At 67.8% G+C, this 15869-nt stretch carries 12 protein-coding genes; 4 read left to right on the top strand and 8 right to left on the bottom strand.

From position 1 onward, the window contains the following. Positions 1-60: 60 nt before the first annotated feature. The 7 genes from KOE53_RS01395 to KOE53_RS01365 form a co-directional block, all read right to left on the bottom strand. Positions 61-519, bottom strand: a complete 459-nt coding sequence (locus tag KOE53_RS01395; protein WP_353055547.1) for a DUF4233 domain-containing protein — start codon at positions 517-519, stop codon at positions 61-63. Then, a complete protein-coding gene (locus KOE53_RS01390) occupies positions 516-1877 on the bottom strand; it encodes a bifunctional folylpolyglutamate synthase/dihydrofolate synthase (RefSeq protein ID WP_188044789.1) in 1362 nt (453 codons plus the stop codon). The genes KOE53_RS01395 and KOE53_RS01390 overlap by 4 nt, the downstream gene beginning before the upstream one ends. Continuing rightward, a complete protein-coding gene (ileS, locus tag KOE53_RS01385) occupies positions 1874-5230 on the bottom strand; it encodes an isoleucine--tRNA ligase (RefSeq protein WP_188057116.1) in 3357 nt (1118 codons plus the stop codon). The genes KOE53_RS01390 and ileS overlap by 4 nt, the downstream gene beginning before the upstream one ends. A 218-nt stretch (positions 5231-5448) precedes the next feature. Beyond that, positions 5449-7053, bottom strand: coding sequence for an ATP-binding cassette domain-containing protein (locus KOE53_RS01380; RefSeq protein WP_188057115.1), 1605 nt, complete (start codon positions 7051-7053; stop codon positions 5449-5451). After that, positions 7050-7841 (bottom strand): ABC transporter permease, encoded by a 792-nt coding sequence (locus KOE53_RS01375; protein WP_188057114.1) that lies wholly within the window; start codon positions 7839-7841, stop codon positions 7050-7052. The genes KOE53_RS01380 and KOE53_RS01375 overlap by 4 nt, the downstream gene beginning before the upstream one ends. Beyond that, entirely contained in the window at positions 7838-8827 is a 990-nt protein-coding gene (locus tag KOE53_RS01370) for an ABC transporter permease (protein ID WP_188057113.1), read from the bottom strand. The genes KOE53_RS01375 and KOE53_RS01370 overlap by 4 nt, the downstream gene beginning before the upstream one ends. A gap of 10 nt (positions 8828-8837) precedes the next feature. Further along, entirely contained in the window at positions 8838-10457 is a 1620-nt protein-coding gene (locus tag KOE53_RS01365) for an ABC transporter substrate-binding protein (protein WP_188057111.1), read from the bottom strand. A gap of 110 nt (positions 10458-10567) precedes the next feature. Here KOE53_RS01365 and KOE53_RS01360 point away from each other — a divergent pair, with 110 nt between their 5' ends. The 4 genes from KOE53_RS01360 (at position 10568) to KOE53_RS01345 (ending at position 14661) form a co-directional block, all read left to right on the top strand. Continuing rightward, positions 10568-11185: a TetR/AcrR family transcriptional regulator gene (locus KOE53_RS01360; protein ID WP_188057110.1), complete on the top strand. Its 618-nt coding sequence runs from the start codon at positions 10568-10570 to the stop codon at positions 11183-11185. Between the two features lie 122 nt (positions 11186-11307). Then, positions 11308-13899 carry a valine--tRNA ligase gene (gene valS, locus KOE53_RS01355; RefSeq protein ID WP_188057109.1) on the top strand — a complete coding sequence of 864 codons (2592 nt, stop codon included), beginning with the start codon at positions 11308-11310 and terminating at the stop codon, positions 13897-13899. Positions 13900-13901: 2 nt separating this feature from the next. Continuing rightward, positions 13902-14183 (top strand): Fe-S oxidoreductase, encoded by a 282-nt coding sequence (locus tag KOE53_RS01350; protein ID WP_188057108.1) that lies wholly within the window; start codon positions 13902-13904, stop codon positions 14181-14183. Beyond that, positions 14167-14661, top strand: a complete 495-nt coding sequence (locus KOE53_RS01345) for a hypothetical protein (RefSeq protein ID WP_188057107.1) — start codon at positions 14167-14169, stop codon at positions 14659-14661. The genes KOE53_RS01350 and KOE53_RS01345 overlap by 17 nt, the downstream gene beginning before the upstream one ends. 137 nt (positions 14662-14798) lie before the next feature. Here KOE53_RS01345 and KOE53_RS01340 read toward each other — a convergent pair whose 3' ends face one another. Continuing rightward, positions 14799-15554, bottom strand: a complete 756-nt coding sequence (locus tag KOE53_RS01340; protein ID WP_188057106.1) for a S41 family peptidase — start codon at positions 15552-15554, stop codon at positions 14799-14801. Positions 15555-15869: the final 315 nt, after the last annotated feature.

Raw genomic sequence — 15869 nt, 5'->3', positions numbered from 1 at the left:
AAATCTTGGGATGTGGCCGCTTTCGCGGCCGGAACGATTCTATTCGGTTGGTGTGTGATCTCACGCCGCCTGATGCGCCGCGGCCGACTGCCGGTCGAGGCGGGCGCCGACCACCATGCAGTACACCCACAGCGCCGTGAAAATGACGACGATGATGAGCGACGGCGGGAGCACGAACCCGGCGAGGAACATGAGACCGTGCACCACCCAGCCGAGCGTGAGCCCCACCTTGCCGAGACGCATCGTCCCGAGCGCGACGAGGATCACGGCGCACAGGCCGAGGCCACCCCAGATACCGAGTTCCCGGGGCTCAATCACCCCGAGACCGAAGACGGTCATGCCGGCGAGGAAGACGACGAAGAGCTCGAAGCCCAGCACGATTGACCCCAGAGCGCGCTGCGTCGAACGACGCGCGCCCCGGCCCCCAGCGAGGTGCATCGCTGCCCCCGCGCCCATCGCCTCGGACGGCGAGAGCACAAGCTCCTCGCCGCCGTCGGGCTGCGTCACCGGGTCGCTCACAGTGCGACCCCCCAATCGCCGGCGCGCGCAAGCGAGAGTGCCTCGCCCGCGAGCACCACCGAACCAGTGACGAGGACGGCGCGGCCGGGTGCTTCAAGGGCCCAGTCGCGGGCCTCGGTGAGCGCTTCGGTGAGCGAGTCGGTTTGCGTGACGCTGAGCTCACCCAACTCGGCGTCCGCAATATCGAGCAGCTCACCCACCTCGAGGGCGCGGGGCGAATCGGGGCGCGTCAGGATCATGCGGGCCGCGATGGGCGCCAGCGCCGAGAGCACGCCCGACGCATCCTTCTCCCCAAATATCCCGACGACGACCGCGAGCTCGCTGAACGAGAACGACTCGCGCACCGCCTCCGCGAGCGCGCGGGCACCGTGAGGGTTATGGGCGGCGTCCACATAGACGATGGGCTCGGTGCCAATGAGCTGCAGCCGGCCAGGGACGGTGAGCTGTGCGAGCCCCTCGTCGAGCACGGCCTCGGGCACGGGACGTGCGCCCCCGAAGAATGCCTCGACCGCGGCGATCGCGACGGCGGTGTTCGCCGACTGGTGGCTGCCGTGCAGCGGGACAAACGCGGGGTCATAGCTGGCCCCGGACGGGCCGACGACGTCGATCTGGCGACCACCGACCGCGAGTCGGTCACCCGACAGCTGGAAATCCCGGCCGAGGACGTGCAGTGCGACGCCGGTCTCCTCGGCGCGCGCGACGAGCTCGGCGAGCGCCTCGGGATCCTGCTCGGCGGAGACCGCGATCGCGCCGGCTTCGCCCATTCCCGGCTTCAGAATGCCGGCCTTCGTGCGCGCGATCTCGGCGATCGTGTCACCGAGGATGCCGACGTGGTCGAGCGCGATCGGCGTGAACACGGCGACGGTCGCGTCGGCGATGTTACTCGCGTCCCATGCGCCGCCCATGCCCACCTCGATGACGGCCACCTCGACGGGCGCGTCCGCGAACGCGAGGAACGCCAGCACCATCAGCGCCTCGAAGAACGTGACCCGGGACTGGCCATCGGCCTCGAGCTCGGCGTCCAGCACCTCGAGTGGCAGGGCAAGCTCCTCCCAGGCGGCGGCCAGCGCGTCTGGGGCGATCGGGTCGCCATCGATGCGGATGCGTTCCGTGAACTGCTCGAGATGCGGGCTCGTGAAGAGGCCCGTGCGCAGGCCATAGGCGCGCAGGATCGACTCGATGGCGCGGCTCGTGCTCGTCTTCCCGTTCGTGCCCGCGACCTGGATCACGGGGAACGTGGCCTGCGGCGCACCGGCGAGGTCGGCAAGCCGGCGCACGGGCTCCAGCCGGGGACGCGGGTGCGCCTCCCCCACTCGTTCGAGTAGTGCGGCGTACACCTGGGCGGCGTGATGGGTCATCGTCCGGCCTCCTCATCCTGCGTGGACTTCTGAATCGTGATGCCGATGCTGGCCTTGCCGGCGCCGAGCGCCGGCGCGACGCTCGCGGAAACAATCTGGTCCGTGCGGCCGTTCGTGCCGGCCGGGACCGTGTGCACCTCGTCGACCGCCGAGACGGAGAACTCGGTCGCGAGCGTCTCGCCTGCGATGAGCGCCGCGTGCGTCTCGAGGGCCGACGCGAACTCCGCGGTCGCCGCCAGCGCCAGCACGATGCGGTCGCTCACCTCGAGGCCGGCATTCTTGCGCGCCTCCTGCACCGCGCGGATCGAGTCGCGGGCGATGCCCTCCGCCTCGAGCTCCGGCGTCGTGTCGGTGTTGAGCAGCAGGAAACCGCCGCCCGGCAGCAGCGACAGCGCGGGCGCGTCGGCCTCGTCGTCGCCGCCGACCCGGAGGGTGAGTTCGTACTCACTCGGCTCAAGCGGGATGTCCCCGGCAATCACGACGCCGTCGACCTCCGACCAGTTGCCCGCCTTCGCTGCCTTGATCGCTTCCTGCACGCGCTTCCCGAGGCGCGGCCCGGCGGCGCGCGCATTGACGGAGAGCTGGCTGGTGATCCCGTGCTCGGCCGCACTGTCCTCAGTCTGCAGGGTCAGGCGGACGCTCTTCACGTTGAGCTCCTCGCGCAGGATCGCCGCGAACGGCTCGATCCTGCCCGGGTGTGCGGTCACGACGGTCAGCTCGGCGAGCGGGAGGCGCACGCGCAGCGAGTGCTGCTTGCGCAGTGCCAGCGCCTGCGAGGTGATCTGACGGACCTCGTCCATCGCGGCAACCAGCTCGGGGTCGACGGGGAACTCTGCGGCGTCCGGCCAATCCGTCAGGTGCACGGAGCGCCCGCCGGTCAGGCCCTGCCAGATCTCCTCGCCGATCAGGGGCATCATCGGTGCGGCCACACGCAGCGTGGTCTCGAGCACCGTGTAGAGCGTGTCGAACGCCTGCTGGTTCGCGGGGTCCGCCTGGGTCCCGCCCCAGAAGCGGTCGCGCGAGCGCCGCACGTACCAGTTGGTGAGCACCTCCGCGAAGTCGCGCAGGTGCGCGGCGGCGGCGGTCGAGTCGAGTCGTTCGAGCGCCGCACCGACCTCGGTCACGAGCGTCCCGGTTTTCGCCAGAATGTAACGATCAAGCGGATCGGTCGAGGACGTCGAACGCGTCGCCTCGGCGCCGTCCGCGTTCGCGTACATCCCGAAGAACGTCCAGGCGTTCCAGATCGGCAAGATGAACTGGCGGACCCCCTCACGGATGCCCTCCTCGGTAACGACGAGGTTACCGCCGCGCACAACCGGGCTCGCCATCAGGAACCAGCGCATCGCGTCCGAGCCATCGCGGTCAAAGACCTCGTTCACGTCGGGGTAGTTCTGGAGCGACTTCGACATCTTGTTGCCGTCCGAGCCCAGCACAATGCCGTGGCTGATGACGTTCTTGAACGCGGGCCGGTGGAAGAGCGCCGTCGCCAGCACATGCTGCACGTAGAACCAGCCGCGGGTCTGCCCGATGTACTCGACGATGAAGTCGGCCGGCTGGTGTGTGTCGAACCACTCCTGGTTCTCGAACGGGTAGTGCGCCTGCGCGAACGGCATGGACGCGGAGTCGAACCAGACGTCGAGCACGTCCTCGATGCGACGCATCGTCGACTGGCCGCTCGGGTCGTCGGGGTTCGCACGGGTGAGCTCATCAATGAACGGCCGGTGCAGGTCATCGGGACGCATGCCGAAGTCCGCCTCGATCTCGTCGAGCGAGCCGTAGACGTCGACGCGCGGGTACTCGGGGTTGTCGCTCTTCCACACCGGGATGGGCGAGCCAAAGTAGCGATTGCGGCTGACGGACCAGTCACGGGCTCCCGCAACCCACTTGCCGAACTGCCCGTCCTTCACGTTCTCCGGAACCCAGGTGATGTCCTGGTTGAGTCGCTCCATCTCGTCGCGGATCTCGGTGACGCGGACGAACCAGCTCGAGACCGCCTTGTAGATCAGCGGCGTACGGCAGCGCCAGCAGTGCGGGTACGAGTGCTCGTAGGAGGCCTGGCGGAGCAGGCGGCCAGCGTCCCGCAGCGCGCGGGTGATTCCGGGGTTCGCATCGAAGACCTGCTCGCCCACGAAATCGGTCACCGCGGGCAGGAAGCGCCCCCCGTCGTCCACCGAGAGAATCGTGGGGATGCCGGCGGCGTCGGTGGCTTCCTTATCGACCTCGCCATAGGCGGGCGCGAGGTGCACGATACCCGTGCCGTCCTCGGTCGTGACGTAGTCGGCGAGCAGGATCCGCCAGGCGTCGCCCGTCCCCCACTCGTCGGCGTCAGAGAAGTAGTTGAACAGCGGCGCGTACTGCACGCCTGCGAGCTCGGTGCCGACCAGCGTGCGCTCGATCGCCGCCTGCGCGTCCTCGGCGCTCGCGTACCCGAGCTCCTTTGCGTGGGCGGCGACCCGCGCGCACGCCAGGACGTACTGGTCCGCCGCGGCGGTGGCCCCCTCGGGGCCCGCGGGCAGGACAGCGTACTCAACCTCGGGGCCAACGGCCAGCGCGAGGTTCGTAGGCAACGTCCAGGGGGTCGTGGTCCAGGCAAGCGCGGCGGCGCCCTCGAGGCCGAGCTCGGCTGCGCGCGCGCCCTGCAGCGGGAACGTGACCGTGACGGTCTGATCCTGACGCATCTTGTAGACGTCGTCGTCCATCTTGAGCTCGTGGTTCGACAGTGGCGTCTCGTCGCGCCAGCAGTAGGGCAGCACGCGGTAGCCCTCGTAGGCGAGCCCCAGGTCGTAGAGCTGCTTGAAGGCCCAGATGACCGACTCCATGTAGTCGAGGTCGAGCGTCTTATAGCCCTTGTCGAAGTCGACCCAGCGGGCCTGGCGGGTGACGTACTCCTGCCACTCCTTCGTGTACTGCAACACCGAAGACTTGGCCTGCGCGTTGAATGCCGCAAGTCCCATCTCGTCGATCTCGCGCTTCTCGGTGATGCCGAGCTGCTTCATCGCTTCGAGCTCTGCCGGGAGGCCGTGCGTGTCCCAGCCGAAGCGACGCTCGACGTGGCGGCCGCGCATCGTTTGGAAGCGCGGGAACACGTCCTTGGCATAGCCGGTGAGCAGGTGGCCGTAGTGGGGCAGGCCATTCGCGAAGGGCGGGCCGTCGTTGAACACCCATTCGGAGGCACCTACGCGTTGCGCGATGGACTCCAGGAAGGTGTCGTCCGCCTGCCAGAACGCGAGCACCCGCTCCTCGATCGTCGGGAAGGAAGGAGACGGCGTCATCCCGAACGCCGCGCCGGGGGCGTGCTCGGCCGCGTGCTTCGGTCCGGTGGACGGTACGGGGCGTGGCTTGGGGTACGTCATTGCGTCGGGTGCTCCTGGCTCGAACGGCGATCTGGATCTCGCCGGGACGAGCCCGAGATTCTCGGCCCCGCGGTACCACCCCGCGTTGCCCGTTCCAAGGAACAGGCCACTTCATTTCGGCGATGACGGGCCGTGGCCGTTCGGATCTACTGAGCGGCACGCCGCTGTTCTCCCGAAGACTCCCCGGTGATGGCCGGATCTCAGTCGTTCCGAGCAGTCTACCTCGTATTCTCCGGCCTCGCTGGGAGGCTGGCGGCCGCGAGCAGCTCGCGCGTGAAGTCGTGGGCGGGAGAGCCCAGTACTTGGGTCGCGTTGCCCTGCTCGACGACCTCGCCGGCACGCAGCACGATCACCTCGTCCGAGACCCGTCGCACCGCCTCGACGTCGTGCGAGATGAAGACCATCGCGACGCCGGTTTCGCGTTGCAGGCGCTCCAGCAGGTCCAGCACGCGACCGCGCGCCGTCGCGTCGAGCGCGGACACGGCTTCGTCACAGACGAGTACCTCGGGGTTCGTTGCGAGGGCCCGCGCGATGGCGACCCGCTGCGCCTGGCCTCCCGACAGCGTGTCGGCGCGGCGCCGCGCGAGCGCCGGATCGAGGCCAACCTGGGCGAGGAGTTCGTCGCAGCGTGCGCGCAATCTGGCCCGACTGCACGGGCGACCGGCGGCCTCGCCGCCGCGTGCCCGCAGCGCTTCACACAGAATCGCGCGGACACGGGCGCCGGGCGAGAACGACGCGACCGCGGACTGGGGTACGAGCTGGATACGGTGACGCAGCGGTCGTTTCGCGCGCTCGGGAAGCCCACTCCAGGCGCCGCCGCCGAGTCGCACCTCGCCGGTGGCCGCCTGACGGGTGCCGAGCAGCGCCGCGGCCAGGCTGGTCTTGCCGGCACCGGATTCGCCGAGCACGCCGAGCGTCCGTCCCGGGGCAAGCGCGAAGGACACGCCGGCGATCGCGGTCCCGTTCGCGCCCGGGTGGGCGACGGACAGCCCTCGTGCTTCGATCGCGGGCAGCTCCCCGCGCGCGTCCGAGTAGCGAGGACGCGCATGCGGCGCGGATTTCGCGGCGTCGAGCAGCGCGATCGTGGTCGGATGCTTCGGGCTACGCAGGAGTGTCGCGGGAGGGCCCGACTCGACGATCCGGCCGCCGCTGACCACGAGCACCCGGTCGGCAATGCGGCCCACCGCCCCGAGATCGTGAGAAACCAGGAGCAGTCCGAGATTGCCCTCCTCGAGCTGCGCGCGCAACATCTCGAGTACTCGGCGCTGGACCGTCGCGTCGAGCGCGGTCGTCGGCTCGTCGGCGACGAGCAGTCTCGGTGACGCGACCAGCCCCCCGGCGATGAGGGCGCGCTGACGCATGCCTCCGGACAGCTCGTGGGGCCAGGACCGCGCGGCGACTGCCGCATCCGAGAGCCCTGCTCGTGCCAGCGACGCTTCCGCCGCAGCCGCACGTTGCACTCGCCCGCCGAGGTGATGGCGACGCAACGTCGCGGCGGTCTGGGCGCCGACCCGCATGAGTGGATCGAGGGCCCCGAGCGCGTCTTGGTGCACATACCCAGCATCGACGCCGCGCACGCGCTGCCAGGCGCGCTCCGGCGCTTGCCGCATGTCGTGGCCCAGCACCTCGTGTGTGCTGGTCTCGGCGCGGAGGCCAGCCGGCAGCAAGCCCAGCGCGGCACGAGCAATCAGGCTCTTGCCGGCACCGGAGTCGCCCACCAAAGCGACGCACTCCCCCGCCGCCACGTGCAGGTCGACGCCGGCCAACAGCTCCTGTGAGTCGGCGAACACCCGGAGCTCATTGAATCGGAGCAGGTCGCTCATGCTCGGTCCTCCCGTGCCGCTCGAGCGAGCACCGTCAGCGCGCCGACGGTCACGACCAACGCGAGTCCAGGGAAGACGACGATCCACCACCCGCGACTCACGAAGCCCTGCCCCTCGGCGAGCATGGCTCCCCAGTCCGGGCTCGGCGGAGCGATGCCCAGTCCGAGGAAGGTCAAGCCGGCGATAGACAACATCGCGAATGCGGCCCCCGCGGCGGCGAGCGAGCCAAGCGGCCGGGCCACGCGCGGCAGTACATGCACGAAGAATCGCCGGGACGGGCCGGCCCCGACCAGTCGCGCCGCCTCAACCGCCGGTGACCCGATCACCTCGCGCGCCGACAGGGCAGCGACCCGGGCGTAGCCGGGAAACGCCGCGACCGCGACCGCGATGGCGACTCCCGTGGGCCCGGCTCCGATGACCGCCACCAGCAACAGGGCGAGAAGGAACTCCGGGATCGCAAGTGCGACCTCGGTCACTCGCAAGAACAGCGCGCGCACCGGGCCGGGCCCGAACGCGCTCAACAGGCCCAGCACCCCGCCGCAGACGAGTGCCGCTGCCGTCGCGGCGAGCCCGGAAAGCACTGTGCTCGCGGATCCGTGCACGACGCGCGCCCACATGTCGCGCCCGACCTGATCGGTGCCGAGCAGGTGGCCGGGCCCCGGCGCCGTGAACGCGGCCGACGGATCGGTCGCGAGCGGGTCGACCGCGGTCAGGACAGTTGGGGCGAAGACTGCGATGGCGACCGCAGCGAGGAGGCACGCCGCAACCCAGCGAAGCGCGCGGGTCATCGCGCCACCGCGCGTCGTGAGCCCGGGCGCGGGTCGGCCCAGGTGACCACTGCGTCGACGAGAATGCCGACAACCGCAAACAGGCACGCGCTCAGGACAATCAGTCCGAACACGACGGGAAGATCGCGGTTCAGGATTGCTGTGAGGGTGACCTGTCCGAGGCCCGGCCGGGAGAAGACCCGTTCGACCAGGACGGCACCGCCGAGCACGCCGCCGACGATCGTGCCCGTGATCGCCGCGGTCGCGGGCACCGCATGGCGAAGGCCGTGTCGGGAGACGATCTCCAGCCGCGACGCGCCACCGGCGCGCGCAGTCAACGCGTACCCGCTCCGCTCCGCTCGATCGAGTTCCCCGGACACAAGCTGGCCGAGAAACCCAGCCACCGGGATCGCGATCGCGATTGACGGCAACACCAGCGAGGCGAACCCTAGGCTTCCGCCCGGGGGGAACCAGCCGAGACCAAAGGAGAAGACGGTCAGCAGGAGAAATCCGATCCAGAAGCTGGGCAGCGTGACGGCTAGCACTTCGAACGTCGCGACCACCGCGCCTCTCGCTCGCCCCGTGCGCGTACCAGTTCGGAGCAACGCCTGGCCCAGGACGACCAGGAGGAGGGCAAACAGTAACGAGAGCGCCGTGAGCTGCAGGGTGGGGGTGAGCTGGCGCGCGATGATTTCCGAGACGTCAAGCTGCTGTTGATACGAGCGGCCGAGGTCTCCGCGCAGCAGATCGCCCATCGTCGCAAGATACTGCTGCAGGAGGGGGCGATCCAGCCCCAAGTCCGCGCGGATCGCGGTGCGCTGCTCGGCGCTCGTGGACGATAGTGGCCCCAGCATCACGTCGACGGGGTCGCCCGGGACGGCCCGCATGGCGAGAAACCCGACCGTCGCGGCCGCCCACACGGTGACGACGGCCACGGCGAACCGCCCGGAAAGCCAGCGCAGCGCGCCACGTTCCGGGCGACCCCACCGTGGTCGTCGTTGTGTCATCCCTCGTAGCCTAGGCGCCGGCCGCGGCAGGTCCCGCGAGCACCGGCCAACCGAATCCGTCGAAGAACAGTCCATCGACGTGCTGCGCGTGTGCAGTCAATACGCCAGGCGAGTACAGGGGCAGGATCCACACCTGTTCGGCGTTTTGCACCTGCAGGTCCCGATACTGCTGGGCACGAACGGCAGGATCCTGCTCGGCCGCGGCTGCGTCGAGTGCCGCATCGAGCGCGGGATCGGCGACGTGCGAGGCGTTCTGGAAGCCCTCGGAGTGGAGGTGGTTTCGCAGCACGTCGCCGTCAGTCGCGGCAAAGCCCCAATCGGTGAGGTCGAAGTCCCCTGCACCGTAGGCCTCGTTGTATGCGCCGGGCTCGAGGATCTGGTGGTCGACCTCGACCCCGATGCCGCGCCAGCCGTCGATCAGATACGCCGCGAGGCTCAATCGGTCCTCGGGGAACGGGGTCCAGGACGCCCAGGTGAGAGTCAGGCGCTCGCCGTCCCGGGTGCGGATCCCGTCGTCGCCAATGGTGTCCCATCCGGCTGCATCGAGCAGCGCACCCGCGCGTTCGGCATCGAACTCCGCGCTGCCGTCAAGCTCGCTCGCGTAGACCCCGGGAGTGCTCGGGCTCAGCACGCTCTCGGCGCGCGTGAACTGACCGGCGAAGACACTCTCTACCGCGGCGTCGATGTCGACGCCTAGCCCGAGCGCCTGGCGCACTCGTGCGTCGTCGAGCGCACCGTGCTGCACATTGAGGTACAGCGAGTAGGGCACGCCGGGGCTCGGCACCGCCGAAACGTCGAATCCGGCGGCGGTCAGCTCGCTCGCGGTCGACGGGGTCAACTCGCTCGCGAGGTCGGTCTGGCCGGCGCGGAAGCTCTCGGCGCGAATCTTGGCGTCGGGGACGAGCGACACCTGCAGCTTGGTTGAGGTGTTCGCATCTGCGTCGAGTTCTGCGGGCGCCCAGGCGTAGTTGGGGTTGCGCTCGTAGCTCAGGTGATCCCCGGCAACCTGCTCAGTGAGCACCCAGGGGCCGCTGCCGACCGTGACGCCGGGCCCGCCCGTCGCCAACTTCTCGGGCGAATCGGCGAGCGCCTTGGGCGAGTACATGCCCAGGAACGCGGTCGACGCGTTCGTCAGAAACGGGGTAAAGGGCTGGCTGAAGACGACGTCGACGGTGTCATCGTCGATCACGACCGTCTCGAGGTAGTTATCGCCGCCCAACAGGTCAGCGGCCTGCGCCGAGGCCGTGTCCTCCGCCACCACGTGGTCGAAGTTGGCTTTGACGGCCGCCGCGTCGAACTTCTCACCGTCGCTAAAGGTGACGTCGTCGCGCAGATCGAGCGTGACGTGCGTGCCGTCCTCACTCACGGTCCAGTCGGTCGCGAGCCAGGGGTGGAGCACGCCCTCAGCGTCGAGATACGTCAGAGAATCAAGCGAGAGGCGGCCGACCATGGCGCTGACGTCGAGCTGACTCTTATGCGGGTCCATGTGGCCGTTCTCGAGGTTCGCGCCACCGAGCGCCCAGCGGATGGTTTCCCCGGATCCGCCTTCCGACGGGCCCGCACAACCGGTGAGCAGCAGTGCCCCCGCAGCGACTGCGGTGACGAAGGCAAAGGGACTTCTGTGTGACATGACCGACCAACTCCAGAGCGCGAAAGATGAATGACATTAGTTAATGTACTGCGCACATTAAAGAACGTTGCTACTGTAACAGCAGCGAATACCGGAGGGGGCATAGGCTCATGCAGGAGACACCCGGACTCCCGACGACGCGCCGGGGCCGCCCCCCGGCCACCGACGCGGCGACGCTGCAGGACGCCGCGTACGAACTGTTCACGCTGTACGGCTACGAGCAGACGAGCATTGGCGATATTGCCCAGCTCGCGGGCGTGAGCCGAAACACGTTCTTCAACTACTTCAGCGGCAAGACGGACGTGTTCTGGCTCCAGGTCGATGCCGCGCTCGCGGCGCTTCCCGAGGCCCTCACTCGGACGGCCCAAGACCTTCCCCCCGTTGCAGCGATCGGCGAGGCCGTGGCGGACTGCGTCGCTGGCTGGGATGCGGGGAAAGTGCCCTGGGTGCTGACCCAATTTGACGTGATCGGCGCCCCAGATGCGGTCCGCGAGAGCGGCATGTCGCGATTTATCGAGGCGTCCTCGCTGCTCACCAGTTTTGCGGCGACACGCCTGGGGCGCGCCGAACGAGACCTCCTCCCTGCGGTCATCGGCGCGACGACGACGGCGGGGATTGTCGCCGCCGCACGATCCTGGGCAGAGGCCGGGCCAGCGCGTGGACACGTGCAGGCATACCTCTTGCGCGCGCTCGCCCCACTCGCCGATGGGTTCTCTGCAGCGAGGTAACCGGGCGACGCCTGCGAAATGAGTGGGTAGACTATTCGGGTTGACCATTTGGCACCACGGGTCCAGTCCCGCAGACACGGTGCCGTCCACATCGATCCCCACCGGAAACCGGAGCAGCGCACATGAGCCCCACCCCCGACAAGCCCGCACTCGAAGGACTTGAGCAGAAGTGGGGAACGGTCTGGGAGGACAAGGGGACCTATCGCTTCGATCGCGAAGGCGCCACGCGCGAGTGCATCTACAGCATCGACACTCCCCCGCCGACGGCCTCGGGATCGCTCCACGTAGGCCACGTGTTCAGCTACACCCACACCGATACCGTCGCCCGGTTCCAGCGCATGCAGGGCAAGCGCGTCTTCTACCCGATGGGGTGGGACGACAACGGACTGCCGACCGAGCGTCGCGTCCAGAACTACTATGGCGTGCGCTGCGACCCCAGCCTCCCCTACATCGCAGACTTCGTCCCTCCGATCACCGGCGGCGACAATAAGGGCGGTAAGGCCGCCGAACAGCAGCCGATCTCTCGCCGCAACTTCATCGAGCTGTGCGAGACGCTGACCGAGGAAGACGAGCGACAGTTCGAGGCGCTCTGGCGCACCCTCGGCCTGTCAGTCGACTGGAAGCAGAGCTACCGCACCATCGGGAGCGACTCGATTCGCGCGTCGCAGCTCGCCTTCGTGCGCAACGCCGCTCGCGGCGAGGCATACCAGGCGATGGCCCCGACCCTGTGGGACGTCACGTTCCGTACCGCGGTTGCGCAGGCCGAGCTGGAGGATCGCGAGCAGCCCGGCGCCTACCACGCGCTCGCGTTCGCGCTGCCGGACGGCGGCGAGGTCCTCATCGACACGACCCGTCCCGAGCTCCTTCCCGCGTGCGTCGCGCTGGTGGCCCACCCCGACGATGAGCGCTACCAGGCGCTCTTTGGCAAGACCGTCCGCACCCCGCTCTTCGGCGTCGACGTCACGGTACACCCGCACCCGCTCGCCCAGCCCGATAAGGGCACCGGCATCGCGATGGTGTGTACTTTCGGTGACATGAACGACGTCATCTGGTGGCGCGAGCTCGATCTCCCCGCCCGCGGAATCCTCGGATTCGACGGACGCGTGCAGTCGGAAGCCCCCGAGGCCATCACGAGCGAGGCCGGCCTTGCTGCCTACGGCGAGCTCGCGGGCAAGACCGTGTTCAGCGCCAAGAAGAGCATCGTCGAGCTGTTGACCGCGAGCGGAGACCTGCGCGGAGAGATTCGTCCGATCACCCACCCGGTGAAGTTCTTCGAGAAGGGCGACCGCCCGCTCGAGATCGTCTCGACCCGCCAGTGGTACATCAAGAACGGATCCCGCGACGAGGGTCTCCGCGAGCGCTTGCTGGCCCACGGCCGCGAGCTCGAGTGGCACCCCGAGTTCATGCGCGTGCGCTACGAGAACTGGGTCGAGGGCCTTGCCGGCGACTGGTTGATTTCGCGCCAGCGCTTCTTCGGCGTTCCCCTGCCCGTCTGGTACCCGCTTGACGCCGACGGCAACCAGGTCTTCGATGCGCCGATCGTGGCACCCGAGGCCAGCTTGCCGGTTGACCCGTCCAGCGAGGCACCCGCCGGGTACACGGAGGATCAGCGAGGCGTCCCCGGTGGATTCATCGGCGAGCTCGATGTGATGGACACCTGGGCGACCTCCTCGCTCACTCCGCAGCTCGCCGCCGGCTGGGAGCGGGACCCTGAGCTCTACAACCTCGTGTACCCCTTCAGTCTGCGCCCGCAGGGCCAGGACATCATCCGCACCTGGCTCTTCAGTACTGTGTTGCGCTCGGAGCTCGAGTCGGGCACGCTCCCCTGGGCCCACGCGGGTATTTCGGGCTGGATCCTCGACCCCGACCGTAAGAAGATGTCGAAGTCGAAGGGCAACGTGGTCACGCCGGCCGGTCTGCTCGAACAGCACGGATCTGACGCAGTGCGTTACTGGGCTGCCTCCGCAAAGCTCGGCGTCGACGCGGCGTTCGACCCGCAAAACCCCACGCAAATCAAGATCGGCCGTCGTCTGGCCATCAAGGTGCTCAATGCCACCAAGTTCGCCCTGAGCTTCCCGTTCTCGGGCGAGGGCGATGGCGTCACCGAGCCGCTCGACCGCAGCATGCTGGCGGCCCTGGCAGAGGTCGTCGACGCCGCCACCAAGGCGTTTGAGGGTTACGATCATGCCCGCGCGCTTGAGTTGACCGAGTCCTTCTTCTGGACGTTCTGCGACGACTACCTCGAGCTTGTCAAGGAGCGCGCGCACGGCGGCGAAGGCCAGGCTCAGGCCTCGGCAGTCGCGGCACTCCGCGCGGCGCTGTCGATCTTCCTGCGACTTTTCGCCCCGTTCATCCCGTTTGCAACGGAGGAAGCATGGTCGTGGTCGAATGACGACTCGGTGCACACCGCGGCGTGGCCGAAGCGTGCCGAGCTTGACGCCCTCACCGGCTCGGACGCCGACCCGACGATCCTGGATTTGGTGGGTGCGGCCCTGATCGGCATTCGACGCGCGAAGACGGATGCGAAGGCGTCGCAGAAGACCCCCGTGCGCTCGGCGGTCATCAGCGCGACGGACGAGGATCGCTCGCGCGTCGAGCTTGCCGCTGACGACCTGCGCGCCGTAGGCCGCATCGCGGACCTCACGTTCGAAGATGGCGGCGCCGACGGCATTGCCGTGACCCGCATCGAGCTTGAAACCGTTCCGGAGGCCTAGTCATGCAACTCGGTGCACGCTGGACGGTGGGGGCTCCCCCGCACCGTTCCGTGCCCGCCGTGCTGCACGAGGTGATCGTCGAGGTCGAGGCTGAGGCTGGCCGGCCGAATGCCTCATGGACGCTGACCTGGCTTGAGGGACGGCCTCGACTTTCACTCGAGGGCGAACTGCGTCTCACCCTCGACGGGTCGGGCGACCCGGTGCACGTCGCGCCGGGATCAGCGTCCCCCCTCGCACACGCACTCCCTACGATCGATGAGGATGATGATGACTGGCTCGGCTAACCGCACCCCGCTCGTTCGTTCCGCAGCGCTATTGAGCGCCGTTGTGCTCGCACTCGGACTGTCCGCGTGCGCCCCTGAACCGGACGCGATGCCGACGGGAAAGTCGAACCCGGAGGCTACCACCGAGCCGAGCTGGCCCGAGGCAGATGCCGAAGAAACGGACAAGAACCGCATGCTTCCGGTGACCTTCCCGGGAGCCTTCGTGCCACTTCCGGCGAACCCAGACGTCGACAACGCCGGCGAACGCGGCGAGGGATCCTGGTTTGTGGTGCTGCGCGCAGACTCACTCGAGGCAGCAAGCGCGATGCTCGATCAGCTTGCGACGGATGGCGCCTTCACGGTGACCGAGGACATCGAAACCGGTGACGGTGGGCGCAGCGCCACGCTCACGGTCGACGGCTACGTCGTACATGCTCTGACGCTCACCGAGGGCAAGCAGGCGCTGCTCAGCCTGGATGTGAGCAACACGCAGGTCTAGCGGACACTCCGTTCCCGCAATCGCCACAGTTGACAAACGATGAGGTTTGACCGCCGCCGAATGACGAGGCGTCGCCCCTCCCTGCAGGCGAGATTGCGCCCTGTGGATGTTCTTTTATGAGCGCGGGCCGTTGGCGTTTACGAGCGCGAGCGATCACACTGATTTGTGATCGAGTTCCGCGCAGATTCAAGGGGAGGTATCTGCGATTTGCCGACGGCGAAATTCGGTTCAATCGACCCCTCGTGGAAGTTCTGGTTTCGGTCACCCATCAGCGCAAAAGACAGGGTTACCACTGAGCCGTCGGAGAGATCGAACCCACCATTCACCGTCGTATAGCCAGCCGTGCTGAACCCATATGTAGCGGTTGACTCCTGACCTGTAAAGGCGAGAATAATGCCTTCTGCAGCACTAGCGGTCGAAGCAGACTGGAGTAATGCGATCGGCCGCCCCTCGAGCTTCGGCGCCCGATCCGGCAAGCTACCCCAATCGCTGTCTCCCCAAGAAACACTTGTCCCGCTGACAACGACGTTGCTCGAAGTACCGTCGCGGTTCTGAAAGGTCATGACTGTTCCGTTATCAAGAAGTGGGCTCACTGCCACAAGCATGGCCCGCATGTCGCCCCCTGTGTTTGAGCGCAAGTCGAGAATCCAACCGCAGGCAGAACGAGCGCGTTCCGAATCAAACACCCGCGCGGCAGACTCGAGGTACTGGCCGATATCGTTCTCGCGGCCGCTTGAGAACGCAGGGATGCTCAAAAGCGCGATTCCACCATCGAAAGTCACTTCGAGCTCCGGAACTTCGCTGGGCAAGTATGGCTCCTCCCAGGTGATCACCTCTGATGGAGTCGAAAAGAAACTATGTGAACCACCCGCAACCTTGGTGAGTGCAGACAAAATGCGGTGAGTTTCAGGAATGGATCTTGCCGCGTAGAGCCGAGGCAAGGCCTCGTCAACTGCTACGCTCCAGAGAATCGAGTCAGCGTAGTAGCCGTCCGCGAGCCCGGCAAGAGCGCTATCTACATATGTTCGGACTTCCGGCTCAGTTTGATGGGAACAGGCACTCAGACTGAGCAGCAAGAGAGCTGCGCCCGACGAGGAAACTACGCGCCAAATGCTCGGGCATTTCACCACGAACTCCCGCCGCCTGAGGCTGCCACATCGCTTAGACACATAGCCGCGTAAGTGCCAAGACATCCATATTCCATGCAA

It is taken from the genome of Leucobacter sp. CX87 (genome assembly GCF_018682295.1).
Taxonomy (GTDB): Bacteria; Actinomycetota; Actinomycetes; order Actinomycetales; family Microbacteriaceae; genus Cx-87.
Note: the sequence above shows the minus strand (reverse complement) of the source record. Positions and strands in the feature narration are given on the sequence as shown.

Coding starts and splice junctions, on each gene's coding strand:
- KOE53_RS01350 (WP_188057108.1), top strand. CDS start 13,902: ATGCAACTCGGTGCACGCTGGACGGTGGGGGCTCCCCCGCACCGTTCC.
- valS (WP_188057109.1), top strand. CDS start 11,308: ATGAGCCCCACCCCCGACAAGCCCGCACTCGAAGGACTTGAGCAGAAG.
- KOE53_RS01345 (WP_188057107.1), top strand. CDS start 14,167: ATGACTGGCTCGGCTAACCGCACCCCGCTCGTTCGTTCCGCAGCGCTA.
- ileS (WP_188057116.1), bottom strand. CDS start 5,230: ATGACGTACCCCAAGCCACGCCCCGTACCGTCCACCGGACCGAAGCAC.
- KOE53_RS01370 (WP_188057113.1), bottom strand. CDS start 8,827: ATGACACAACGACGACCACGGTGGGGTCGCCCGGAACGTGGCGCGCTG.
- KOE53_RS01380 (WP_188057115.1), bottom strand. CDS start 7,053: ATGAGCGACCTGCTCCGATTCAATGAGCTCCGGGTGTTCGCCGACTCA.
- KOE53_RS01390 (WP_188044789.1), bottom strand. CDS start 1,877: ATGACCCATCACGCCGCCCAGGTGTACGCCGCACTACTCGAACGAGTG.
- KOE53_RS01360 (WP_188057110.1), top strand. CDS start 10,568: ATGCAGGAGACACCCGGACTCCCGACGACGCGCCGGGGCCGCCCCCCG.
- KOE53_RS01365 (WP_188057111.1), bottom strand. CDS start 10,457: ATGTCACACAGAAGTCCCTTTGCCTTCGTCACCGCAGTCGCTGCGGGG.
- KOE53_RS01375 (WP_188057114.1), bottom strand. CDS start 7,841: ATGACCCGCGCGCTTCGCTGGGTTGCGGCGTGCCTCCTCGCTGCGGTC.